21 protein-coding genes and 1 tRNA gene are annotated in these 22,724 nt (G+C 66.9%); 7 read left to right on the forward strand and 15 right to left on the reverse strand.

Annotated features, from left to right (window positions below; translation table 11 throughout):
• Together ON20_RS00005 and ON20_RS00010 are read left to right on the forward strand one after the other, a co-directional pair.
• Nucleotides 1-676: DrrA family ABC transporter ATP-binding protein (locus ON20_RS00005; protein ID WP_157228626.1), on the forward strand; the 676-nt coding region annotated here is incomplete at its 5' end.
• Nucleotides 677-723: 47 nt separating this feature from the next.
• Complete coding sequence (locus tag ON20_RS00010) at nucleotides 724-1,518, forward strand: ABC transporter permease (RefSeq protein ID WP_040832789.1); 795 nt, start codon at nucleotides 724-726, stop codon at nucleotides 1,516-1,518.
• A 48-nt stretch (nucleotides 1,519-1,566) separates the two neighbouring features.
• Here ON20_RS00010 and ON20_RS00015 read toward each other — a convergent pair whose 3' ends face one another.
• Complete coding sequence (locus ON20_RS00015) at nucleotides 1,567-1,782, reverse strand: hypothetical protein (protein ID WP_040832719.1); 216 nt, start codon at nucleotides 1,780-1,782, stop codon at nucleotides 1,567-1,569.
• Between the two features lie 216 nt (nucleotides 1,783-1,998).
• Between ON20_RS00015 and ON20_RS00020 the strand changes: the two genes are divergently transcribed.
• A complete protein-coding gene (locus ON20_RS00020) occupies nucleotides 1,999-2,889 on the forward strand; it encodes a rhomboid family intramembrane serine protease (protein ID WP_040832790.1) in 891 nt (296 codons plus the stop codon).
• 166 nt (nucleotides 2,890-3,055) lie between these two features.
• Here the strand turns inward: ON20_RS00020 and ON20_RS00025 are convergent, their stop codons facing one another.
• On the reverse strand, nucleotides 3,056-3,511 hold the full coding sequence (locus ON20_RS00025; RefSeq protein ID WP_040832720.1) for a PH domain-containing protein: 456 nt from the start codon (nucleotides 3,509-3,511) through the stop codon (nucleotides 3,056-3,058).
• 175 nt (nucleotides 3,512-3,686) lie between these two features.
• Entirely contained in the window at nucleotides 3,687-3,956 is a 270-nt protein-coding gene (gene crgA, locus ON20_RS00030; protein ID WP_040832721.1) for a cell division protein CrgA, read from the reverse strand.
• 291 nt (nucleotides 3,957-4,247) lie between these two features.
• Between crgA and ON20_RS00035 the strand changes: the two genes are divergently transcribed.
• Entirely contained in the window at nucleotides 4,248-4,889 is a 642-nt protein-coding gene (locus tag ON20_RS00035; protein WP_040832722.1) for an aminodeoxychorismate/anthranilate synthase component II, read from the forward strand.
• A gap of 66 nt (nucleotides 4,890-4,955) precedes the next feature.
• Here the strand turns inward: ON20_RS00035 and ON20_RS00040 are convergent, their stop codons facing one another.
• The 8 genes from ON20_RS00040 to ON20_RS00075 all read right to left on the reverse strand — a co-directional run bounded on the left by ON20_RS00040 (nucleotide 4,956) and on the right by ON20_RS00075 (nucleotide 15,583).
• Nucleotides 4,956-5,375, reverse strand: a complete 420-nt coding sequence (locus ON20_RS00040; protein ID WP_040832723.1) for a CBS domain-containing protein — start codon at nucleotides 5,373-5,375, stop codon at nucleotides 4,956-4,958.
• Between the two features lie 234 nt (nucleotides 5,376-5,609).
• A complete protein-coding gene (gene pknB / locus ON20_RS00045) occupies nucleotides 5,610-7,535 on the reverse strand; it encodes a Stk1 family PASTA domain-containing Ser/Thr kinase (RefSeq protein ID WP_040832724.1) in 1,926 nt (641 codons plus the stop codon).
• A complete protein-coding gene (locus ON20_RS00050; protein ID WP_040832725.1) occupies nucleotides 7,532-9,073 on the reverse strand; it encodes a protein kinase domain-containing protein in 1,542 nt (513 codons plus the stop codon). Before ON20_RS00050 ends, pknB begins: the two co-directional genes overlap by 4 nt.
• Nucleotides 9,074-9,110: 37 nt before the next feature.
• On the reverse strand, nucleotides 9,111-10,577 hold the full coding sequence (locus ON20_RS00055) for a peptidoglycan D,D-transpeptidase FtsI family protein (RefSeq protein ID WP_040832726.1): 1,467 nt from the start codon (nucleotides 10,575-10,577) through the stop codon (nucleotides 9,111-9,113).
• Nucleotides 10,574-12,046: an FtsW/RodA/SpoVE family cell cycle protein gene (locus ON20_RS00060; protein ID WP_040832727.1), complete on the reverse strand. Its 1,473-nt coding sequence runs from the start codon at nucleotides 12,044-12,046 to the stop codon at nucleotides 10,574-10,576. The genes ON20_RS00055 and ON20_RS00060 overlap by 4 nt, the downstream gene beginning before the upstream one ends.
• Nucleotides 12,046-13,569: a PP2C family protein-serine/threonine phosphatase gene (locus ON20_RS00065; RefSeq protein WP_040832728.1), complete on the reverse strand. Its 1,524-nt coding sequence runs from the start codon at nucleotides 13,567-13,569 to the stop codon at nucleotides 12,046-12,048. The genes ON20_RS00060 and ON20_RS00065 overlap by 1 nt, the downstream gene beginning before the upstream one ends.
• Nucleotides 13,566-14,033, reverse strand: a complete 468-nt coding sequence (locus ON20_RS00070; RefSeq protein ID WP_040832729.1) for an FHA domain-containing protein FhaB/FipA — start codon at nucleotides 14,031-14,033, stop codon at nucleotides 13,566-13,568. Before ON20_RS00070 ends, ON20_RS00065 begins: the two co-directional genes overlap by 4 nt.
• Nucleotides 14,034-14,230: 197 nt before the next feature.
• Nucleotides 14,231-15,583, reverse strand: a complete 1,353-nt coding sequence (locus ON20_RS00075) for an FHA domain-containing protein (RefSeq protein ID WP_040832730.1) — start codon at nucleotides 15,581-15,583, stop codon at nucleotides 14,231-14,233.
• A gap of 253 nt (nucleotides 15,584-15,836) precedes the next feature.
• On the opposite strand from ON20_RS00075, the gene ON20_RS00080 reads away from it, so the two are divergent.
• Nucleotides 15,837-15,922, forward strand: a tRNA-Leu gene (locus ON20_RS00080).
• Between the two features lie 411 nt (nucleotides 15,923-16,333).
• On the opposite strand, the gene ON20_RS00085 is transcribed toward ON20_RS00080, so the two are convergent.
• Complete coding sequence (locus ON20_RS00085; protein WP_083864403.1) at nucleotides 16,334-17,182, reverse strand: MHYT domain-containing protein; 849 nt, start codon at nucleotides 17,180-17,182, stop codon at nucleotides 16,334-16,336.
• A 186-nt stretch (nucleotides 17,183-17,368) separates the two neighbouring features.
• Nucleotides 17,369-18,550, reverse strand: a complete 1,182-nt coding sequence (locus ON20_RS00090; protein WP_040832731.1) for an NADH:flavin oxidoreductase — start codon at nucleotides 18,548-18,550, stop codon at nucleotides 17,369-17,371.
• 94 nt (nucleotides 18,551-18,644) lie between these two features.
• Here ON20_RS00090 and ON20_RS00095 point away from each other — a divergent pair, with 94 nt between their 5' ends.
• Entirely contained in the window at nucleotides 18,645-19,412 is a 768-nt protein-coding gene (locus ON20_RS00095) for an SDR family NAD(P)-dependent oxidoreductase (protein ID WP_040832732.1), read from the forward strand.
• Here the strand turns inward: ON20_RS00095 and ON20_RS00100 are convergent.
• Complete coding sequence (locus ON20_RS00100; RefSeq protein ID WP_040832733.1) at nucleotides 19,405-20,049, reverse strand: class I SAM-dependent methyltransferase; 645 nt, start codon at nucleotides 20,047-20,049, stop codon at nucleotides 19,405-19,407. The genes ON20_RS00095 and ON20_RS00100 overlap by 8 nt on opposite strands.
• 746 nt (nucleotides 20,050-20,795) lie before the next feature.
• Nucleotides 20,796-21,779 (reverse strand): stage II sporulation protein M, encoded by a 984-nt coding sequence (locus ON20_RS00105; RefSeq protein WP_040832734.1) that lies wholly within the window; start codon nucleotides 21,777-21,779, stop codon nucleotides 20,796-20,798.
• An 86-nt stretch (nucleotides 21,780-21,865) separates the two neighbouring features.
• Between ON20_RS00105 and ON20_RS00110 the strand changes: the two genes are divergently transcribed.
• The gene (locus tag ON20_RS00110) at nucleotides 21,866-22,702 is read left to right on the forward strand and encodes an RDD family protein (RefSeq protein ID WP_083864404.1); all 837 of its coding nucleotides are present in this window, start codon (nucleotides 21,866-21,868) and stop codon (nucleotides 22,700-22,702) included.
• The last annotated feature ends 22 nt before the right edge of the window (nucleotides 22,703-22,724 follow it).

Below are 22,724 nucleotides of genomic sequence, written 5' to 3' on the forward strand. Positions count from 1 at the left end.
TATGCGCCGGCGGCTCGACCTCGCCGGCGCCCTGGTCGCCAATCCGCCGGTCCTGTTCCTGGACGAGCCGACCACGGGCCTGGACCCGCGGGCCCGGCTGGATCTGTGGGACGTGATCGAGGAACTGGTCGCAGGCGGTACCACCCTGCTGCTGACCACCCAGTACATGGAGGAGGCCGACCGGCTCGCCGACGCCATCGCGGTGATCGATCACGGTCGGGTGATCGCCCGCGGCACAGCCGACGAGCTGAAGACCATGGTCGGCGGCGATCGGATCGAGCTCACGGTCGGCCATGCCGACGATCTGGCGGTGGCGCAGCAGGCGCTGGCTCCGCTGGCCGACGGTGAAATCCGTCTGGAGCCCGCGCTGCGCCGGATCATCGTTCCGGTCAGCGACGGTTCGCAGGCGCTGGTATCCGCTGTCGGCAGGCTGGCCGAGTACCGGGTCGAGATCCATGATGTCGGGCTGCGGCGGCCCTCGCTCGACGATGTCTTCCTGACCCTCACCGGTCACGAGGCGGAAGAGGAGCCCACTGGCAATACCGACGAGACCGATGGTGCCCGTGCGGTCGCCGGTGCCGGCGCGACAAGGAGCGAAACCTCGGTAGCGGCCAACGGTGCCGGTCCCGAGCACACCCCGGCGAAGCCGGCGGCAACGGAAGGAAAGGCCCGATGACCCCAGTGGCAGCGGGGGAGAACCTCACTCTGGTCGAACGACTGTCCATGGTGGCCGGCGACAGCCTCACCGTCACCAAACGCAATGTCATAAAGATCAAACGGGTGCCCGATGTGCTGATCTTCAGCACGCTCTCGCCGATTATGTTCGTGCTGCTCTTCGCGTATATCTTCGGGACCGCGATCAAGGTGCAGGGGCTGGAGGGTGGTTACCGCGAATATCTGATCGCGGGTATCTTCGCGCAGACCGTGGTGTTCGGTTCCACCTTCACCGGTTTGAGCCTGGCCGAGGATATGCAGAGGGGAATCATCGACCGGTTTCGCTCTCTGCCCATGGCACCGTCATCGGTGCTGATCGGCCGCACCGCCGGCGATGTGGTGATCAATATCGTCAGCCTGGTGGTGATGTCGCTGACCGGTCTGGTGGTCGGCTGGCGTATCCGCGGTTCGTTCTTGGACGCCGTCCTGGCCTACGCGCTGCTGTTGCTGTTCGCCTATGCGATCTCCTGGATCATGGCGGTGGTCGGCCTGATCGTCCGCACGCCCGAGGTGTTCAACAACGCCGGCTTCATGGTGATCTTCCCGCTCACCTTCTTGGCCAACACCTTCGTGCCGTTGAACGATCTGCCGACCGTGCTGCGGATATTCGCCGAATGGAACCCGGTGTCCGCCCTCACACAGGCGACCCGCGAACTGTTCGGCAACACCTCACCGCTTGCGGACACCTCGACCGCCTGGTCGATGCGGCATCCGGTGGCCACCACCCTGCTCTGGGTGGTGCTCATTCTCGCGGTGTTCGTGCCGCTGGCGCTGCGTCAGTACCGCAGGACCGTCAGCCGCTGACCGGCGGGCGAGCGTCGGCGTCGGAGCAGGTGGCGCGGCTCTCCCCGCTCAGTCGACACCGCCTTGTGCGCCGGCTTCCGTTTCGGGGGCCGGCGCGGCGCTACCGCGGGTGTAGCCGATCCGCGGCGGCGCGGGGGCGGGTTCGGGTGGTTGCGGGCGTTTGCCGCGTACCACCAGTGCGGTACCACCGGCCGCCGCGACCGCGGCGGCGGCCAGTAGCCGATTACGCGAACGACCGGACAGACGCAATGGGCCCAAGCTCATCCGTCAACTCTTACACAGCCCGGAAAAATATGCAGAATCCCAGGTAGCGACCATGCTCGGGGCGCGTCCGGGTTGCCCTGCGCTACTTCCGGCGCCGATACTCGGGCGCGGGTGTCCGACGGTGTCATGGCACGATGGGCTCGTGAGTACCAGCCACGGTGCCGGCCCCGCGACCTGTCCGGATTCGAGCCGTCACCATGCGAACCGGATGTTCTGATGACCCCACAGCATCCCGAGTATCCGCAGCAGCCTGCGCAGGTCTGCGTGCGTCATCCGGACCGCTCGACCGGCCTGTCCTGTACCCGGTGCGGTAGGCCCGCCTGCCCCGAATGTCTGCGTCCGGCCTCCGTCGGCCAACATTGCGTGGACTGTCTGCGGGCCGATCGGCGTGCTGCACCGCGGATGCGGACGGTGGCCGCGGGAGCAGCACCCCGAACGGCGATCCCATTCGTGACCTACGCCCTGATCGCGGTGAACGTGGTGATCTTCGGGATCACCGCCGCACAGTCGCACAGTCTGTTGGACAACTACGCCGGTTCCGGGCTCTTCCTGCAATGGGTCATGTACCCGCCCGCGGTCGCCACGGGCGACTGGGTCAGGGTGATCGGGTCCGGATTCCTGCACTATGGACCGGTTCACCTGCTGCTCAATATGTTCGCGTTGTACATCGTCGGACGGGATATCGAACTGGTCCTCGGCCGTGCACGTTATCTGGCGGTCTACCTGATCTCGCTGCTCGGAGGTTCGGCCGCTGTGATGGCGCTCGCTCAGGAGAACCTCACCGCCGGCGCGTCCGGCGCGGTATACGGGCTGTTCGGCTCGATCACCGTGATTCTGGTCCGGCTGCGGCAGAATCCCAACAGCATGTTGATCCTGATCGGTATCAATGTCTTCATCAGCTTCTCGCTGCCCGGTATCTCACTGTGGGGCCATCTCGGCGGACTGGCGGCGGGCACTCTGGCCACGCTCGGCGTGTTGTTCCTGCCCGGGTGGCTACGGGCCCGCACCCCGGAAAACGCCCGAGTGGTGGGCTGGACAGCACTCGGGGTACTGGCCGTGGCGGCATTGTCGGTGATCGCTGTGGTTTCGGCGTCGCTCACGGCGTAGGCGTAGGCCTACCTCCGCCTACGTTCCGGTCATACGTGTGCGCTTTCCGCCTTCGCATCGTCATGTGGGTTGTGTGACCCGCCCCATGCCGCGCCGTTGGTGAGGTGGTCGGATGTCGGACGTCGGGCTGCGTCTGCCGAGACCGGTGTACAGAGCGGCGATGGAATCAACGTCCTGCGGCCTCACCGCGCAGGTTCAGTTCGATGCGCAGCGTGTGGTAGACCTCCTCGGGGTGGGTTCCCAGGTCCCACCGGCCGAAGATCAGCAGTCGCTCCGTGCCGTCGGAGGTCACGTCGATCTCCAGCATGGGCGTTTTGCGACCGAGGCGGCGATAGTGCACTGTGCGCGCCCGCAGGATCTGATCTCGGGTATAACTCGTCGGTCCCGTGAGGGTGCGCACCACCAGGCGGGGTTCGGCACCGGGAACGAGGGCCAGCCGGGGCCGCTGTCGGAAGCCGAGCACGGCCATCCCCAGCAGGCCCACCGCGGCCACGCCGACCAGCAGCCGGCTGGGGGCGTCGGGGGAGAGGACGGCGGCGACGGTCATCACCACGCCGCCGAGAGCGACCGCGACCAGCGCGGGGATGGGTGTGGTCCACGCCAGGCGTGGCGCCGGGTTCACGGGCTGCACGTGGGCGGTCGTCCCCCATCGATCCTCGTGGATGAGCGGCCGGGGCGCGTCTGCGTAGTCATGCCGCGCCGCCTTCTCCGGTGTCGATACTCGGGGTACTGTGGGTTGTCCACAGATTCATCCACAGGTGTGTATGAATGACATGTGTGTAATCCACATGACGTGGTCAACGCCACCGCATGGTCATGATCAGGCCGACCACCATCAGGCCGAACCCGATCAGGAAGTTCCAGGCGTGGAGATCGTTCATCCAGCCGATCTGCTCCGCCGCGAGATAGTAGACCAGCAGCCACAGCAGTCCGGCCAGCATGAAGCCGAGCATGATGGCGACGTACCAGACCGGCGAGGGGCCGGCTGCCCTCACCTTCACCGGCGTCCGGTTGGCGGCGGGGTTGATCGTGTAGTCGGTCTTCTTCCGGACCTTCGACTTCGGCATGACGTCCTCGTGTTCGGCGTGCAGATCCTGCCTTCAGGCTATCTCACCTGGTACCGCGTTCGAGTGTCGGCGCCGAAGGCGATAGCGAGGTGTGGTCACGCGGGTGTGGCGCGAGCGCTCGCCCGGCCCTGGCCGAGCGTAGTCGGCGTAGGAGACGGCCCGGTGTGATCGGGGTGGTGTAGTTCGGGCGGTCGTTCGGCGTCGCCCGAACGTGGGCGCCGACGGCGGGCGCATGGTCAGGGGAGTGTAATCGATGCGACGGCTCGTCGGCCGAGGACGTAGGCTCTCATCATGCGTGTTTTGGTCGTCGACAACTACGACAGCTTCGTGTTCAACCTGGTCCAGTATCTGGGCCAGCTGGGCGTGGAAGCCGTGGTCTGGCGTAACGATGACCCGCACCTCTCCGACCGCGACGCTGTCGCGGCCGGTTTCGACGGTGTTCTGATAAGCCCCGGCCCCGGTACCCCCGATCGTGCGGGAGCCAGTATCGACCTGGTGCATGCCTGCGCTCGGCAGCGGACGCCGTTGCTCGGGGTCTGCCTCGGTCACCAGGCCATCGGCGCCGCCTTCGGCGCGACCGTGACCCGGGCTCCGGAATTGCTGCACGGCAAGACCAGCTCGGTGTTCCATATCGGCGCCGGTGTGCTGGCGGGATTGCCCGATCCGTTCATTGCCACCCGCTATCACTCGCTTACCGTGCTGGAAGAGACCCTGCCCGACGATTTCGAGGTGCTCGGCCGGACCGAGAGCGGCATCGTCATGGCCATGCGCCATCGTGACCTGCCCATCCACGGGGTCCAGTTCCACCCGGAGTCGGTGCTCACCCAGGGTGGGCACCGGATGCTGGCGAACTGGCTCGAAAGCTGTGGTGAACGCCCCGCGGAGGGGCTTATCGAAATGTTGGAAGCGGAAGTGGCCGCGCTGGCGGTGTGATCCGCTACCGGAATCGGTCCGGGCGGCGGTTGCCCGGTCGCCGCCCAGGCCTGTCCGTGCCGGGGGTCAAGGCCGTCCGTAGACCGCGGTGACGAATTCGCCGAGTTGGTTGTCGTCCAGATGCCGGGCCAGGTCGGACTCGCTGATCATGCCGACGAGGCGCTTGTTCTCGATAACCGGTATCCGTTTGACCTGATGCCCCTCCATCTCGTCGAGAACCTGGTCGACGTCGGCATCGGCGGCCACCCATCGGGGCGTCGCCTCGCAGAGTTCGGCGGCGCGGGTCCCCGAGGGCGACATCCCCTGGGCCACGCATTTGATCACGATGTCGCGGTCGGTGATGATGCCGCACATCCGTTCGTCCTCATCGGCGACGACCAGTGCGCCGACGCCGAGCTCGGCCATAGCGCGCGCCGCTTGTGCGACCGATTGTTCCTTGGAAATCCACTGAGCGCCGGGCTTCATGATGTCCTTGGCAGTGGTCACGGCATACCTCCTCGTTCCTCAGCGATGCTGGTTCGGATGGAGCAAATCCATCTTCCCACCAAATCGCACCGGTCGGTATGCCCAGGCGGGCGTTGAGCGGCGCCGCGAAGCCAAGGCTTCGCCATACCGCGCCGGTCGGCTTCTCAGCCGACCACAACGGGTGTACCGGGACCACCGGCCGTCATACCGACCCCTCGGAAAGCAGCCGCCTGTCGCGGTTGCCCCTCGGGCGCGTCACGGCGGCCCGAGCGGCGCCACGCCAACATTGACGGTGACCGCGGAGGTAGTCAAGATCGTAGTGCCGGGGGCAGGACTCTGGCCGATGATCTTGCCGCTCTGGCGGGAGTCGAGGGTCATCTGCGTGATCTGCCGGATCTGATTGACGCTGCCCGCCCAGCCGGCCTCTCGTAGGGTGTTCGCGGCCTCGTCCACGGTCAGACCGGTGAGGTTCGGCATGAGTATGCGGTTGCTGTCGGCGATCTGCACCGTGATGGTGGAGCCCTTGTCCGCCATGGTTCCGCCGGCCGGCTCGGTGGCCAGCACCTCGCCGCGGGGCCGCTGCGAAGGCACCTCTTGGATCACGATCTGGAACTGGGCACCGTTCACGAGATTGGGGCGGGCCACATCGATCTGCTGACCCACTACATTCGGCACCCAGACCTGTTCCGGTCCGGATCCGATCGTGACCGTGACCTGGGTGCCGGCGTCTATCTTGGACCCCGGAGCAGGTTCCTGATCGATGATCTTGTCCTTGTCCTGCGCACTGGACGGGCCCGGCCGTACATCCGGGTTGAGCTGCAGGCCGGTCTCGTCGAGTTTCCGCTCGGCCTCCTGACGAGTGAGACCGGCCAGTCGAGGTACCGGCACCTGCTGTGGGCCGGTCGATACCTGCACCGTGATGACGCTGCCCTCATCGGCGCGGGACCCACCCAACGGCTGGGTCGAGATGACATTGCCGGTGTCGACCTTGCCGTCCGGCTTCTGCTGGATGGCGACGCTGAACCCCAGACCCTCCAGGGTCTTCTGGGCCTCGTCGACAGAAGCGTTCGACAGATCCGGGACGGCGACCTGATCGGGCTTACTGCCCGGACCGAGCAGCACCCAGAACAGACCGAAGGTCACCGCGACCGCGGCAGCAGCGCCGAGCACGAGGTAGACGATGCGCCGCGATCCCCGGCCTCCGTCGGACTCGTAGTCGTAGTCGTCCAGATCCTCGTCGCCGTGATCGGCGGCGCGGTGGTACCCGTGCGAGGACGGACCGGTGGAGTCGAGGAAGGTGGTGCGGTCCTCGTCGGTCATCACCATCGGTGCGCTCGGTCGCTGTCCGCCGAGCACCCGGATCAGATCCGCGCGCATCTCGGCCGCGGTCTGATAGCGGTTGGCGGGATTCTTGCTCATCGCCTTCAGGACGACCGAATCCAGCTCTCGCGGTACTCCCTCGTGTACGAGCGACGGCAGCCTCGGGTCCTCCCGCACATGCTGGTATGCCACCGCGATCGGGGAATCGCCGGTGAACGGGGGCTCGCCGGTGAGGATCTCGAACAGTACGCAGCCGACCGAATAGACATCCGATCGAGCATCCACCGTCTCGCCGCGGGCCTGTTCCGGCGAAAGATACTGCGCGGTGCCGATTACCGCGGCGGTCTGCGTCATCGGGTTGGCGGCATCGGCGATCGCGCGCGCGATACCGAAGTCCATCACCTTCACCGCGCCGGACTGGTTGATCATGATGTTGGCCGGCTTCATATCGCGGTGCACGATGCCCGCCTTGTGACTGAAGTCCAGCGCGGCGCAGACGTCCGCCACGACTTCCATCGCCCGGCGCGGCGGCAGCGGCCCCTCGTTGCGCACGATATCGCGCAACGTATCGCCGGCCACGTACTCCATCACGATGTAGGGCAGCGGGCCGCCGTCGAGCTCCGCCTCACCGGTGTCGTACACGGCCACGATGGCGGGGTGGTTCAGCGCGGCGGCATTCTGCGCCTCGCGTTTGAACCGCAGATAGAACGTCGGATCGCGGGCCAGATCGGCGCGCAGTACCTTGATCGCGACATCGCGGTTCAACCGGAGGTCGCACGCCCGGTGGACCTCGGACATCCCGCCGAATCCGATGATCTCGCCCAGCTCGTAGCGGGAGGAGAGATTCTTCGGGGTCGTCATGGCAGTCCTTGCGGATAGGTAGCCGACGCACCAGGGGTGTCGCCCCCGCTGGGAGCGTCGCCGAAGGCGCCCTCGTCGTCCTCGATACCGGGGAACGACGGCATGGGTATCTGGATCGTCGGGAACGGCCGGCGAGTGGTGGTCTTATCGTTCGTGGTGGTCGGCGGCTCGGTGGTCGTCGACGGTGGTGCGGTGGTGCTCGGCGGCGCGCTGGTACCGGGTGGTGCGGTGGTGGTCGGCTCCACGGTCGTCTGCGGCGCGGCGGTCGGCTGCACGGCCGGTGGCTCCGGTTCCATGTAGCCGGTATTCGCCGGCGGTGGCGGCACCGGTCGTTGGGTGCTGGTGACCACGGCCGGGGTGGTCGGGCGGTTGGGATCCGGGTTGGTGTCGCCACCGAACAGCAACCACAGCACCGCGCCGCCCAGCAGTACCGCGCCGATACCGAGACCGACCAGCAACTTCTGGCTCTGACCGGGTAGGCCCCCGCGCCGCCCATCCGATGCGGGCCTGTTGGTGGCCGGACGGTTCGCGACGGTGGTCGGACGGCTCGGGGCGCCGGCGCCCCCGCCGTGGGCGTAGCGGGCCGTCGCGCTGTTGTCGAAGCCCTGCCGCGACGGCGGCAGGACCACCGTGGGATTGGGAGGCAGCACCTGGGTGGCGCCTTCGTTGATCGGCTCGGCCGGCATGTTCCGCGGCGGCGGTGGCCTGCGACCGGCGCGAACCGCGGCGACGGCGTCGGCGAACTCGCCGCCGTCCGCGTAGCGCTGGGCCGGGTCCTTGCCGATGGTGATCTCGATCAGTTCCCGCACATTGGGGGGTAGATCCGACGGCATCGGCGGCGGCGCCTCGCGGACGTGTTTCATCGCGACGGTAATGGCGCCGTCCCCGCTGAACGGGCGTTGCCCGGCCAATACCTCGTAACCCACGATGCCGAGGGCGTACACATCGCTGGCGGCGGTGGCGTCCTCGCCGACCGCCTGCTCGGGCGCGATGTATTGCGCGGTCCCCATCACCATGCCGGTTTTGGTCACCGGCGAGGCGTCCACCGCCTTGGCGATGCCGAAATCGGTGATCTTCACCTGGCCGGTCGGGGTGACCAGGATATTTCCCGGTTTCACGTCCCGGTGCACCACGCCCACGGCATGCGCCACCTGCAGCGCCCGTCCCGTCTGTTCCAGCAGGTCCAGGCCCTGCACCACGGACAGTCGGCCGAGGCGGTTCAGCACGGCGTTCAGTGGCTCGCCCTGAACCAACTCCATCACCAGATAGGCCGTTTCGCCGCCCTGCGGGTCATAGGTCTCGCCGTAGTCATAGATTCCGGCGATACCGGGGTGGTTCAGCTGGGCGGTGGTCTTGGCCTCGGTGCGGAACCGGTGCCGGAAGGTGGGATCGGCCGAGAACTCGGACTTGAGCACCTTGACCGCGACGCGCCGGTCGAGCCGGGTGTCCAGGGCCTCCCATACCTGGCCCATCCCGCCGGTAGCGATCAGCCGCTGCAGCCGGTACCGGTCCGCGATCATCGCACCGTTGTTCAGCATCGGGTTCCCCGCAGATTCACTCGCACATCCATCTTGTTCAGCGCCCTCGCAGACCCGCGTCCAACACTGCCCGAGCGACCGGCGCCGCGACCGATCCACCGGTCGCCGCCAGCGCTCGATCGCCCCCGTTCTCCACGATCACCGCGATGGCGATCTTCGGATTCTGCGCGGGCGCGAATGCTATGTACCAGGCGTGTGGCGGTGTATTGCGTGGGTCGGAGCCGTGTTCGGCCGTGCCGGTCTTGGACGCGATCTGGTACGCCGACCGGCCGCCGCCCGTGGTGTTCTCCTCCGACGCGATCATCAGGTTGGTCAGGGTCGACGCTACCTCGGCGCTGACCGTCTGGCCCACGGAGACCGGCTCGGTGCTGTCGATCTCGCTCAGATCCGGTCCCTGTATCCGGTCGACCAGGTACGGCTCCATCCGGACGCCGCCATTGGCGATTGTCGCCGCGATCACCGCGTTGTCGAGGGGGGTCAACGCCACATCACGCTGTCCGATACTGCTCTGACCGAGCGCGGCGTTGTCGGGAATATCGCCCACGGTGCTCTCGGCGACCGGAATCGGGATACCGCGGTGGGGGCCGATACCGAAGGCCGCGGCGGTGTCCTCGAGAGCGGGCGCACCCACCTTGATCCCGAGTTCGACGAACGCGGTGTTGCAGGACTTGCGGAACGCGTCGTACAGCGAAGCCGTGGGCCCGGAACCGCAGGTGCTGCCGTTGTAGTTCTCCAGGGTGGTGCTGGTGCCCGGCAGGGTGATGTTCGGGGCCGCGGTGAACTGGTCCTGCGGTGAGGTGATGCCGCGGGCCAGCGCCGCCGCGGTGACCACGACCTTGAACGTGGAGCCGGGCGGGTAGGTCTGCGAGACGGCGCGGTTGAGCATCGGCTGGTCCGGATCGGTGTGCAGGGCCTCCCAGGCCTGGGTGCCACTGGCCCCGTCGTGGCCCGCCAACTGGTTGGGGTCGTAGCCGGGGGTGGAGGCCATGGTGAGGATCTTGCCGGTGCTGGGTTCGATCGCCACCACCGAGCCGGTATAGCCCTTGCTGGTGAGCTCCTGGTAGGCGACTTCCTGCATCGCCGGGTCGATGGTGGTGACAACATTGCCGCCTCGCGGGTCGCGACCGGAGACGAGATCCACCAGGCGGCTGCCGAACAGTTGACTGTCGGAGCCGTTGAGCACCGGGTCCTCGGCCCGCTCCAGGCCCGTGCTGCCGTACTGCATCGAATAGAAGCCGGTGACCGGGGCGAACGCGGATGGATTGCTGGGATAGACGCGCAGGTACTTGTACCGGTCGTCGGTGGCGACCGAACTGGCGAGCACGGTGCCGCCGGCGGAGATCTGTCCGCGCTGGCGTGAGTACTCGTCCAACAGGATCCGGGAGTTGCGCGGGTCGGCACGGTAGTCGTCGGCCTTGATGACCTGGACGTAGGTGGCGTTGAGCAGCAGTGCGACGATCATCACCATAACGGCCATCGCTACCCGGCGCAGGGGGGTGTTCATATTGCCCGACCCCCTTCCCGGCGACGCACCATCTGGGTCTGCATTTCCGCGAGCGGCGCGACCGGTTCGCGTTTGCGGGGCGGGGCGGGGGCCCGCGCGGCATCGGAGATCTTGATGATCAGGGCGAGCAGTGCGTAGTTGGCCAGCAGCGAGGATCCGCCGTACGACACGAACGGCGTGGTGAGACCGGTGAGCGGGATGAGCTTGGTAACCCCGCCGACAACCACGAAGACCTGGATGGCGATGGTGAACGACAGCCCGGCGGCCAGCAGTTTGCCGAAGCTGTCGCGGACGGCGAGAGCGGTGCGCATACCGCGCAGAATGAACATCAGGAACAGGATGAGTATCGCGGTGAGCCCGATGAGTCCGAGTTCCTCGCCGATGGTGGTGACGATGAAGTCGGTTTTGGCGAAGGGCACCTGCGAGGGCCGTCCGCTGCCCAGGCCGGTGCCGGCCAGGCCGCCGGTGGCAAGTCCGAACAGCGACTGGACGATCTGGTAGCCGGTGTTGTTGTAGTCGTCGAACGGGTGCAGCCAGGTTGCCACCCGCACCCGGACGTGTCCGAAGAGTTGATAGGCGAAAACGAAGCCGAGCGCGAGCAGTCCGCCGCCGATGACCAGCCAGCCGACCCGTTCGGTAGCGACATAGAGCATCACCAGCACGGTTCCGAAGATCAGCAGCGAGGTGCCGAGATCCTTCTCGAGCACCAGCACACCGATGCAGAGCACCCATACCGCGAGGATGGGGCCCAGGTCCCGGCCACGCGGGAATTCCATCCCGAGGACGTGCCGACCCGCCGCGGTGAACAGTTCGCGCTTGGCCACCAGTACCGAGGCGAAGAAGATGATCAGCAGGATCTTGGCGAATTCACCGGGCTGAATGCTGATACCGGGCAGCCTGATCCAGATCTTTGCACCGTTGGTTTCGGAGAACCGGCTCGGCAGCAGGGCGGGGATGGCCAGTGCGACCAGCCCGACCAGGCCCAGGGTGTAGCTGTAGCGGGCCAGGGTGCGGTAGTCGGGCAGCGCGAGCAGCAGTGTGACGAATACCACGATGCCCAGCGCCGTCCACAGAATCTGCTGGTTGGCGTCGGGGGAGGGGATTTCCTCGGACAGGAATGCCGCGCTCTCCTGATCGGCCAGGTCCAAGCGGTGGATCAGCACCAGACCGATGCCATTGAGCAGGGCGACGATCGGCAACAGCAGCGGGTCGCTGTACGGCGCGAACCGTCGGACGGCCAGGTGCGCGACCGCGAGTAGTCCCAGGTAGGCCAAACCGTATTTGGCGATGTCCCAGGTGATCGACTGTTCCTGATTCGCCTCCACCAGGAAGAGTGCGGCGGTGGTGATGAACGCCGCGAAGCCGAGCAGCAGCAACTCGGTGTTGCGCCTGGTGCTCGGCGGTACCTGGGCGAACCCGCCCGGGGGGCTCGGAAAAGCCCCGGCGGACGGTGGTGCCGGCGCGGACATCAGTCCGTCACCCGGCAGTTCTCCCCGGCGACCTGCGGTTTGGCGGGGGCTGTCGTCGGTGCGGGGGCTGTTGTCGGTGCGGGAGCGGTAGCCGGTGCCGGAGCCTGCGGCTCACCGTCCAATCCTGGAACGGGTGCGGGCGGCTGCGGCGCGCCGGGTGCGGGGATGGTCGTCGGTGCGGGGGCCGGTGCCGGTGCGGGGGCCGGTGCCGGAGTCGCGCCCGTGTTCGGGACGACACCCGGCTGCGGGGTGGAGGAGGTCTTCCGGCACGGCGGCAGCAGTTCACGTTCGGCGAGGACCTTCATCTGGTCCTTGGCCTTCTCCAGCGAACCGGGCGGCAGTCCCTTGTCCACTTGGTCACGACCGGTCTGCTCGAGATCGCTCATCTTCAGTTCCCGGCAGCCCGGCGGCAATGCGGCGCCGCTTTCGACCAGGGTGAGCGCGCCCTGACGATCGACGCAGCCGATGAGGTTCACCTCGTGGATGGAGTAGCCGAGAATCGAACCGGGCAGGCCGCGCAGGATGACCACGCTCTCGTTGTCGGCGCCCACATAGTAGTTGTCGCGGATCATCTTGTACCCGACCACCAGCCCGATCCCGACGGCCAGCACCAGAGCCATCGCGAGCAGTATCCAGCGCAGTTTGTGCGAGGTGGACGGCGGCGGTTCGGGGGCCGAGGCGGCACGGCGCGGAGTAGCGGGCGGGGGTCGCATGGCGGCGGCACGCCCGGCGGCGGTATTCGGCGGCGGGGTGTCCTGGTCCTCGCCGGAGGCGGCACCCGCCACGATCGGATGGCTCTGCCCGTAGTCGAGATCGATGACATCGGCGACAACGACGGTGACATTGTCCGGGCCGCCGCTGCGCAGGGCCAGTTCGATGAGGCGGTCGGCGCATTCGTCGGCGGTGCCCTCGCGCATCGTGTTCGCGATGGTCTCGTCGCTCACCACATCGGAGAGCCCGTCCGAGCACAGCAGGTAGCGGTCACCCGCCCGGGCTTCCCGCATGATCAGCGTCGGCTCGATCTCGTTGCCGGTGAGGGCGCGCATGATGAGCGAACGCTGCGGATGGGTATGCGCCTGCTCGGCAGTGATCCGGCCCTCGTCGACCAGGGACTGGACGAAGGTGTCGTCCCGGGTGATCTGGGCGAGCTCACCGTCGCGGAGCATATAGGCGCGGGAGTCGCCGATATGCACCAGGCCGAGCTTCTTGCCCGCGAACAGGATGGCGGTGAGCGTGGTGCCCATACCGTCCAGTTCCGGTTCTTCCTCGACCTGATCGGCGATCGCGGCATTGCCCGCACGGGTGGCGCGGTCGAGTTTGCCGAGCAGATCGTCGCCGGGTTCGTCGTCGTCGAGGTGCGCCAACGCGGCGATCATCAGCTGCGACGCCACCTCGCCCGCGGCATGGCCACCCATACCATCGGCGAGCGCGAGCAGCCGGGCCCCCGCATAGACGGAATCTTCGTTGTTTGCGCGGACCAGGCCGCGGTCGCTGCGCGCTGCGTAGCGGAGAACAAGTGTCACGATCGGAGCTCGATCACTGTCTTGCCGACCCGGACAGGTGTGCCGAGTGGAACGCGGACGGCGGTGGTGACTTTCGCGCGGTCGAGATAGGTACCGTTCGTCGAGCCGAGGTCTTCGACGTACCAGTCGTCACCGCGTGGGGATAGTCGCGCATGCCGGGTGGAGGCGTAGTCATCGGTGAGCACCAGCGTTGAATCGTCCGCACGGCCGATCAGCACCGGTTGGGTGCCGAGGGTTATGCGGGTGCCGGCGAGGGAACCTTGAGTCACCACAAGATATTTGGCGCCCTTCTGGCCTCGGCGCAAGGATGGCAGCACCGCGGACCCCCGGGGGGCTCGGGGCTGTATCCGCATGCCGGATGCCGCGTAGATATCGCTGCGCAGCGTCCGCAGCACCGTCCATACGAAAACCCATAGCAGCAGGAGGAACCCCGCACGGGTCAGCTGCAGAATCAGTCCCTGCACGGCGCTCCACCTCCTGTTCGACCGTGTGTCGGTGCCGTAGTGTGGTGCGACCCACCCCACCGCTGTGTTCTGGCGCGGCCCCCGATGGGTGCCGCGCGTGTGTTGGCACATCATAGGACCGTCGGCCGATCTCGATCACGATAAGCCGCTCCATTATGTGAGAGGCGTCTCGTGATCCGCACGGCGAGCCTACGCGATCAGACGATGCGAATGAGGATCTCGGAGTGTCCGGCACGGATCACATCGCCGTCGGCGAGCTGCCAGTCCTGCACCGGCGAACCGTTGACCAGGGTGCCGTTGGTGGAGCCGAGATCCGACAGCATCGCGGTCTGGCCGTCCCAGCGCACCTCGATATGACGACGTGAGACACCGGTATCGGGCAGTCGGAAATGCGCGTCCTGACCGCGGCCGATGATATTGCTGCCCTCCCGCAGCTGATACGTGCGGCCGCTGCCGTCGTCGAGCGAGAGGGTCGCCGAGAGGGTGCCGCCGGCCGCCGGTGCGTAACCAGCGGCCGCGTAGCCGCCCTGGGCGCCGTAGCCGCCCTGCTGTGAGTACGCCGCCTGGTTCGGCTGGGCGTAGCCCTGGTCGTCGGCGTAGCCGCCCTGATCGGCGTACCCCTGGTCGTAGCCCTGTTGTCGGCCGTAGCCCTGGTCGTAGCCCTGCTGGTCGTACCCCTGGTCGTAGCCTTGCTGGGCGTACCCCTGGTCGTAGCCCTGCTGGGCATAGCCCTGGTCGTAGCCTTGCTGGGCGTACCCCTGGTCGTAGCCCTGCTGGGCATAGCCCTGCTGGTCCGCGTACCCCTGGCTGTAGGCCTGCTGGTCGTAGCCCTGTCGGCCGTAGCCCTGGTCGTAGCCCTGCTGGTCGTAGCCGGCGCCGCCCTGTTGGTAGTCGTAGCCGTTCTGATAGTCGCCGTAACCCTGAGAATCGGGTGCCCGGTAATCGGAGCCACCGCCGTACGGCGCACCGGAGCCGTAGTCGTCGGGGTACGCGCCGTTCTGCGGTCCGCGCCCGGGGGGCGGGGAGGCGTACCCGCGGTTGCGTGGATCGGACTCCGCGTGCTCACGGCTCGGGTCGTAGCCAGAGTTCTGCGTCATGGGGCCAGCTCCTGATTGCGGGTGTGCGTGTCGTTGTGGCAGGGGTTCCGGGCGAGGAGCTGCGGGAGCTCCGCGGCCGACATCGGGATCGACCCGACCGCTCGTCCTGAACATTCCGGTGTGCAGCGTAGGGGATGCCTCGAATGTCACGTGTACTTCGCCGTAGGTCTGCCATCCTTGATCACGGATGTAGTCCTGGAGATGTTTGGCGAATGCGCGTGTCGTGAGGTCGTGATCGGCATCGAGCTGTCGATGGTCGGAAGAATTGATCGTAATCACATAACTGTTCGGCGCGAGCATAAGCCCGTCGCCGAGGTCCTGGAGTCGATCGGCGGCCTCGCGCTGCAGCGCCGCCTCCACCTCCTGGGGCACCACACTCCCGCCGAAGGCCCTGGCGAACACATCACCGACGGCGCCCTGCAGACGGCGTTCGAATCTCGATACAATGCCCATCGTGGCCCTCCCTTCGGTGAGGTGGTCTCCTCTTTCGCAACGACGGCGCACAGACATGGCGTGTCGTTCTACGAGCACGTTCTCTGCATGATATCCGCGTTCGCCCACCCCTGTAACTATCGAAGGCGTTCGAGAGTTCCGCGCTGCCTCCGATACGGTCGAGGTCACAGCAGGTAGGGGGCTCGCCGGCCTTCGAATGCCGCCGCGATTTCACCTCTTGCCCACCTCCGTGCTACTGTCTGACGCGTCGCTCGGGCGAGTGGCGGAATGGCAGACGCGCTGGCTTCAGGTGCCAGTGTCCTTCGGGACGTGGGGGTTCAAGTCCCCCTTCGCCCACCAGAAAGCTCAGGGCCGACCGGGAACAGTTCCCGGTCGGCCCTGAGCCGTTTCGGGGAACCTCTCCCCGGCCGGTGCGGTCGGGTATCGCCGGGCCGGGAACGACAACGGCGAGCGGTCCATGGAGGAAATCCGCCGTGGCCTGGATCGACCGGTGGCAGTGTCGGTGTTCACCCGTGCCATACCGCTGTGGCGCACCGCCGCCGTCCCTTCGAGTGGTAAAGATCACCTGCCTCGGCAGGGTGGGGAATGCACCGGCCCATGTGTGGATCCCGGCCTGCGTTCTCGGTGGGCTGTGCGCAACACCGGAGAGACCGAATGGCGGGGGCGCGCCGATAGGCCGCCCCCTCAGGGATCGCGGCGCGACTCCTGAGGGCGCGGCTCCGGCGCCGGACGGTGCGGATGCATACCCGGCTACTTCCGGTTGCGCTGTCGTTGCAGCAGCCGACCGTCCTCGGCGACATCGGGGTTGTGCACCGAGGCGACGGCGCCGTTCCGCTCGCGAACGGGTACGGGTGTCGGCGTGGCCGCGACAACCGCGCGCTCGTCGAATTCGGCAACACCGACCATCATGATCAGCATCGCCAGCACAAGGGTGACCACCGTGATCAGAGGGGTCAGCAGTTCGAGGGGATCGACACCGGCCGGAGTGGCACTGTGGTGGCCGGAGTGCTCGGCACGCATCGCGGCCATACCGACGTAGTGCATACCGCAGACCGCGACACCCATGATCAGGGCGGCGCCGATGGTGGTCAGCCGCCCCCGGATGTGCAGCATGAACCACAGCGCGGCCGTCGCCGCGACCACCGCTATCAGGATCGATGCCACGACCGGGATGGTGGCGTAGGACACCTTCGCATCGGATTTCATCGCGAACATGCCCATGTAGTGCATGGTGGCGACGCCGAGGCCGGTGATCGTGCCGCCCAACGGGAGCGAGATGGTCTCGCGCCCGCCGCGCACCACTATGGACAGACCCAGCCACACCACCACGATCGCCACCACGGCGCTGAGCAGGGTCATCGGCACGTCGTAGCTGATGGTCACCGAGTGGATGGAGAAACCGAGCATCGCGGTGAAGTGCATGACCCAGATACCGGCCCCACCGAGCGCGACGGCCGCCGCGATGAGCCACCCGGCCGGCCGGGACGAGGCGCGACCGTGCACGGCGCAGCGCAGCCCGAGGACCGACCCGATGACCGAGATGACGTAGGCGAGGACGGGCGTCACCCATCCATAGTTGAAATGTTCCAGTTCTAACACGCACGCTCCGTTGCTGGTGCCGGTTGCGGACCGCTACGGGACTGGACAATAGGCCAATCTATGGTGCGGATCCGAAAATCGTGGGATGACTGGCGCAACTACGCCACCTGCACGGATGGGGTGAGACCGGTGGCAGGGCGGGCGACTCGTCGGCGCTGTGTACCCGGTCACCCTCCCGGGGGCCGATCAGGCATCCACCGATTCCGCGGTGAGTACGCAGCGGGTGCGCTCGTAGATGGTCGGCATACAGCGGTTGCAGTGCGTACACGGTGAGACCGAGGCGGACGGGGCCTCCATCTGCCGCACGATGGACGGGTCGTAGAGCAGGGCGCGGGCCATGGCGACGAAATCGAAGCCCTCGGCCATGGCGGTATCGACCGCCTCTCGGGAGGCGATACCGCCGAGCAGGACCAGCGGCAGATCGACGGACTCGCGGAAGCGCCGCGCCAAGTCGAGCAGATAGGTTTCCCGATACGGGTACCGCCGCAGGAACTTGTTGCCCGTCATCCGCATCCCCCAGCGCAGTGGAACAGGGAACTGCGCGGCGAATTCCCGGAGCGGAACGTCGCCGCGGAACAGATACATGGGATTGAGCAGCGAACTGCCGCAGGTGAGTTCGAGTGCGTCCAGGTGGCCGTCGGCGGCAAGCCACTGCGCGACGGTCAGGCTCTCATCGGGGGCGAATCCACCGCGTATGCCGTCGTCCATATTGAATTTGGCCAGTACCGCGATTTCCGTCCCCACTTCCGCACGCACCGCCTCGGCCGTGGCCCGGGCGAACCGCGCACGATTGGCCAACGAGCCGCCGTAGTCGTCGGATCGCCGGTTGAGCAGCGGGCTGAGGAAGGAGCTGATCAGGTAGTTGTGGCCGAAGTGCAGTTCCACCGCGTCGAATCCGGCTTCGACGGCGAGCCGGGCGGCCCGGGCGTGCGCCTCGACAATGCGATCGATATCGTCTCGCGTCGCCGATCGGGTCATTCGCATACCGAGCGGACTGAAATGCTTGGTCGGAGCGAGGGCGGGCAGTCGATTCGATTTCGCGTTGGCAACCGGTCCTGCATGTCCCAATTGCGCCGAGATGGCGGCGCCTTCGGCGTGTACGGCATCCGTGAGCTTTCGCAGCCCGGGTAGGGCCTCCGGGCGCATGCAGATCTGGTGCCGGTCGGTCCGTCCCTCGGGGGCGACGGCGCAGTACGCGACGGTGGTCATGCCCACACCGCCCGCGGCGACCTGTCGGTGGAAGTCGATCAGATCGTCGGTGACCAGTGCGTCGGGTGTGCGACTCTCGAAGGTCGCGGCCTTGATGATGCGGTTGCGCAGGCGTATCGGGCCGAGCGTCGCGGGACTGAACGGATCGGGGAGGTCCATTACCATGAATACACACTAGAACCCGTTATAGTAATTCGCCAGGAAAGTTGGCATACCAGTTGACTCGTTATCAGAACCTGTTCTAATTCAACCTATGCGCAGATATGACGGCCGTCGAGTGGTGGTAACAGGTGCGGGATCGGGGATCGGCCAGGGCATCGCCCTGCGACTGCTGGACGAGGGAGCCCGGCTGGTGGCCGCCGATATCAGCGCCGAAGGGCTGGCGGTCACGGCCGAGAAGGCCGGTGACACCGCCGACCGGCTGAGCACCGTGCGGCTGGACGTCGCCGACCGGGAGTCGGTACGCGCCACCGCCGATGCGGCCCTCGAGACTCTGGCCGGGCTGGACATGCTGGTGAATGCCGCGGGCATCCTACGGCCGGCGCGTACCCACGAAATGCCGCTGGAAGCCTGGAACCAGATCATCACGGTGAACCTCACCGGAACCTTCCTGGTGACGCAGGCGCTGTTGCCCGCGTTGGTGGACTCCGGCCGTGGTGTGGTGGTGAACCTGTCCTCGACCTCCGCTTTCAGTGCCGCGCCGTATCTGGCGGCCTATGCCGCGTCCAAGGCCGGAGTTAACGCCTTCACCCATGCGATCGCGCTGGAGTACGTCAAGCAGGGGCTGCGCGCGGTCAATATCGTGCCGGCGGGAATCACCAGTGGGATCACCACCAAATCCATCGTCGATCAGCCCGAGGGCGCCGACGGGAGTCTGTTCGCCCGGCTGACCGGCTGGATGGACAATGGAGCGCTCGGTACGCCCGAGGATATCGCCGGCGTCGTCGCCATGGTCGGTTCCGAGGACGGCCGCTATATAACCGGTACCGAGATCCGCGTCGACGGGGGCGCGCTCATGTAGCCCACCGCTGTGCGATGAACAGGTGGCCGGGTATCGGCGGGCGGGCCTCCTCGCGGTGTTCCACCGTGCACCCGGCCCGCTCCAACGCCGCGATGACCTCGGCGACCGGCCGCAGGGTGAAGCGGTACGCGGTGAACGGCATCTTGGCCATGGCATCCGGATCGCCGATGGCGACCACCGCCCGCCCTTCGGGGCGGAGTACCCGGACCAGTTCGGCGCAGACCGCGTCCAGGTCGTCCACGAAGTAGATCGTGTTGACGGTGATGGCGGCGTCCAGACTCGCGTCCGGGAGCGGTAGCGAGGTGAGCGAGCCCTCGGTAAGCCGGAGCCGCCCCGCGGTGATCTCTGCCGAGAAGGACGAACGGGCTCGCGTGAGCATATCGGTGGACAGTTCGATTCCGTGCACCGTTGCGTCGGGGCCGAGCCGGTTCAACAGCAGTGACAGCCCGATGCCGCCCCCGAATCCGATATCGGCCGCGGTCCGGGTCCGCGGGGTCAGGGCAGCGTCGACGGCCGCTGTGATACCGCGCCGGTTGCCCCGGTTCAGCAGGCGTGCGAAGCCCTTTCCGAGCAGACCGTGCGGTCGGGCGAGTTGATCGGCAACGCTCGACAGTAGTCGAGTACGCGGGCCACTCATGCGGCCATCCTACGGTGGGAGGGGGGCCCGGGTGCGCCGAGCGGCCCGAAATCCGAGGCGCTGGTACACCTCCGGAAACATATGCTCACTTGCTAATGAGTTGAAGATCACACGGTTGATTTCGGTTGCGGTGGCGCTGCTGAGTTTCCCTGGGGTGGCCGAGGATCGCAGGGTCTGAGTGAACTGGTTCACGTCCTGTTATAGCGCTGGTTAACTGTGTGCAGGTTCTCCTGTGGCTGCTCTCAGGGGGATTTCCCCGGTTTCAGTGCTATAAACATACTTGCGGTCGCATTATTGCGACCGAACTCCTGGTTAACGTCCGTTTTCTCTGCCGAATCCGCAGGTAGTAGGCGGTTCGAACGGGCCGGTGCGGCGGTTTCGGCGAACCGGCCGCGGGGTATCGATGCCGGTCTCTTCGGGACGCGTCCGTGACCTGGAGCTACGAGATGCAATTGCAGATGAAAGTACGGTTGCCGGATCCTCGGAGTATGCCGAAAGTTTGCCAACGAGGTGAAAACATGAGGTTTCGAAAGGGTTTGCCGGCCGGCTGCTTATACGTGTGACCTGCGCCGTAGTGGGTTGCGTACGAATAACGATTGTGTACAGTTGACGGTAACGCTGGCCGCAGCTGAGCAGCGACTCGTTGCGGCCAGCGGAATTCACATGGGGGAATCGTTCACCTGGTATCCGCAGAGCGTTGCTGCCGGCGTTCGAGCCGTGTTCGGCCGCTGTGTGCTCGGTGTTGTCTACCGCCCTGGCGCTGCCGCCGTTGTACCCCCGGATTTCGGCTCGCGCGTCGCTTCCCGCCCCGCGAGAAAGACGTAACCGAGGAAGACCGCCTCGGCGAACACCCCGAGCGCGACCCGTATCGGTGCCGGTAGACCACTCGGCGTCACGAATCCCTCCAACAAACCGGCCACCAGCAATACCGGCACCAGTCCCAACGCGATCGTCGCAGTAGCCCGTCCCTGGCGGGCGACCGCCTCCATTCGGCTCAGCCGCCCCGGGTCCACCAGCGTCCAGCCGAGCTTCAGCCCGGCGCCGCCCGCGAGGAATACCGCCGTCAGCTCGAGAATCCCGTGCGGCAGGATGAAGCCGAAGAAGGCGTCGAGTCGGCCCGCGTCCGTCATCAGCCCGGCCGTCACCCCCAGATTGACCGCGTTCATCACCAGCAGGTACAGCGCGGGCAGAATCAGCACGCCGGTGAACAGAGCGATCGCCGAGACCCATGCGTTATTGGTCCAGACCTGCGCCGCGAACGCCTCATTGGAGTGCTCGGAGTAGTAGGACTCGAACCGACCACCGGGAGCCGTCAGGGCCGCGGTATTCGACGGGATCCCCAGCGCCTCGCGTGCCGAATCCGACCCGGCGATCCAGCCGGCCAGGCCCGCGGAAACCGCCAGGAACACCACCGCCACCGCCAAGCCCCACGGACCGGCGCGATACACCGCCGCCGGGAAACGGTGCGTGAAGAAGCGGCCGACCTCGGCCCGGGTACCGGTTCGGCTACCGACGATCCGGCCGCGCGCCCTGGTCAGCACCGCGCTGAGGCCGGCCACCAGCTCCGGTTCGGGACTGTGCGTCTGCAGCCGGGCCAACTGCTGTGAGGCACGCCGGTAGAGCGTGACGAGTTCGTCGGTCTCCGCACCGCTGAGCCTGCGTTTGCGGGCCAGTGCGTCCAAGCGGATCCAGGCGCCGCGATGTGCGTAGCTGTACGCGTCCACGTCCATACGGTTGCCTCCCACTCCCGGTCGTGCGCCCGGCCGCTCCGCTGTTCCGGCGGCGGCGCCGTTGCCGTGGAAGAATGCTATTCGACATGGCTGAATTCACGACCGGCGAAGCGGTGGCACTGCAACTGCCGGTGGCCCGCATCCCGTCCAGAGCCGCCGCGTTTCTGATCGACGTCGTGATCCAACTGATGCTGGGCTGGCTGCTGACGTTCGGTGTGCTGGGCCTGTTCTCGTCCGCCGACGAGGCGTGGATCGCCACCGCGTCACTGGTCGTCATCGTCACGGTGCTCGTCGGATACCCGGTGGCCTGCGAAACCCTGCTGCGGGGCAGTACCCTGGGCAAACTGGTTTTCGGATTGCGCGTGATCCGCACCGACGGCGGGCCGGTGGACTTCCGGCACGCTCTCACCCGCGGTCTGGCCGGTGCCATCGTGGACTTCTGGATGTTGGGTGGGTTCGGTGTCATCGCGGTGGTCACCTCGATGTGTTCGCCGTACGCCCGACGGGTGGGTGATGTGCTCGCGGGCACCGTTGTCGTATACGTCCGGGAGCAGTTGCCGCCGCCGGCGCTGGCCGTGCCGCCGCACTGGCTCACCGGCTGGTCGGCGAAACTCGACTTGGCCGCGCTGCCGGATGATTTGGCGCTGTCGGTGCGTCGCTATCTGACCCGGGTCCACTCTCTGACTCCGGCCGCGCAGTACGAACTCGGTCGAGCACTGGTGGAGGCGGTCTGCGCGCGGCTCCGGGTCGCGCCGCCCGAGGGCTACCCGCCGGTGCAGATCCTGGGCAGCGTGATCGCGGAACGCCAGCGACGCGCGCTGCCATCACCGGCGCCGTTCACGATGCCGGTTCCCGGCGTGGTACCGCCGCCCGGTACGGGGCATGGTGGGGTGCCGGCCCCAGGCGTGGGGTTCGGCTCGTAGATCCTCGTCGACGCTCGGCGAC

The sequence above is a fragment of the Nocardia brevicatena NBRC 12119 genome (assembly GCF_000308495.1).
Lineage (GTDB): Bacteria > Actinomycetota > Actinomycetes > Mycobacteriales > Mycobacteriaceae > Nocardia > Nocardia brevicatena.

Excerpts from the sequence above, each read along its gene's own strand:
- ON20_RS00010 (WP_040832789.1), top strand. The coding sequence starts at position 724 with ATGGTGGCCGGCGACAGCCTCACCGTCACCAAACGCAATGTCATAAAG.
- ON20_RS00015 (WP_040832719.1), bottom strand. The coding sequence starts at position 1,782 with ATGAGCTTGGGCCCATTGCGTCTGTCCGGTCGTTCGCGTAATCGGCTA.
- ON20_RS00020 (WP_040832790.1), top strand. The coding sequence starts at position 1,999 with ATGACCCCACAGCATCCCGAGTATCCGCAGCAGCCTGCGCAGGTCTGC.
- crgA (WP_040832721.1), bottom strand. The coding sequence starts at position 3,956 with ATGCCGAAGTCGAAGGTCCGGAAGAAGACCGACTACACGATCAACCCC.
- ON20_RS00035 (WP_040832722.1), top strand. The coding sequence starts at position 4,248 with ATGCGTGTTTTGGTCGTCGACAACTACGACAGCTTCGTGTTCAACCTG.
- pknB (WP_040832724.1), bottom strand. The coding sequence starts at position 7,535 with ATGACGACCCCGAAGAATCTCTCCTCCCGCTACGAGCTGGGCGAGATC.
- ON20_RS00050 (WP_040832725.1), bottom strand. The coding sequence starts at position 9,073 with ATGCTGAACAACGGTGCGATGATCGCGGACCGGTACCGGCTGCAGCGG.
- ON20_RS00055 (WP_040832726.1), bottom strand. The coding sequence starts at position 10,577 with ATGAACACCCCCCTGCGCCGGGTAGCGATGGCCGTTATGGTGATGATC.
- ON20_RS00060 (WP_040832727.1), bottom strand. The coding sequence starts at position 12,046 with ATGTCCGCGCCGGCACCACCGTCCGCCGGGGCTTTTCCGAGCCCCCCG.
- ON20_RS00075 (WP_040832730.1), bottom strand. The coding sequence starts at position 15,583 with ATGGGCATTGTATCGAGATTCGAACGCCGTCTGCAGGGCGCCGTCGGT.
- ON20_RS00090 (WP_040832731.1), bottom strand. The coding sequence starts at position 18,550 with ATGGACCTCCCCGATCCGTTCAGTCCCGCGACGCTCGGCCCGATACGC.
- ON20_RS00095 (WP_040832732.1), top strand. The coding sequence starts at position 18,645 with ATGCGCAGATATGACGGCCGTCGAGTGGTGGTAACAGGTGCGGGATCG.
- ON20_RS00100 (WP_040832733.1), bottom strand. The coding sequence starts at position 20,049 with ATGAGTGGCCCGCGTACTCGACTACTGTCGAGCGTTGCCGATCAACTC.
- ON20_RS00105 (WP_040832734.1), bottom strand. The coding sequence starts at position 21,779 with ATGGACGTGGACGCGTACAGCTACGCACATCGCGGCGCCTGGATCCGC.
- ON20_RS00110 (WP_083864404.1), top strand. The coding sequence starts at position 21,866 with ATGGCTGAATTCACGACCGGCGAAGCGGTGGCACTGCAACTGCCGGTG.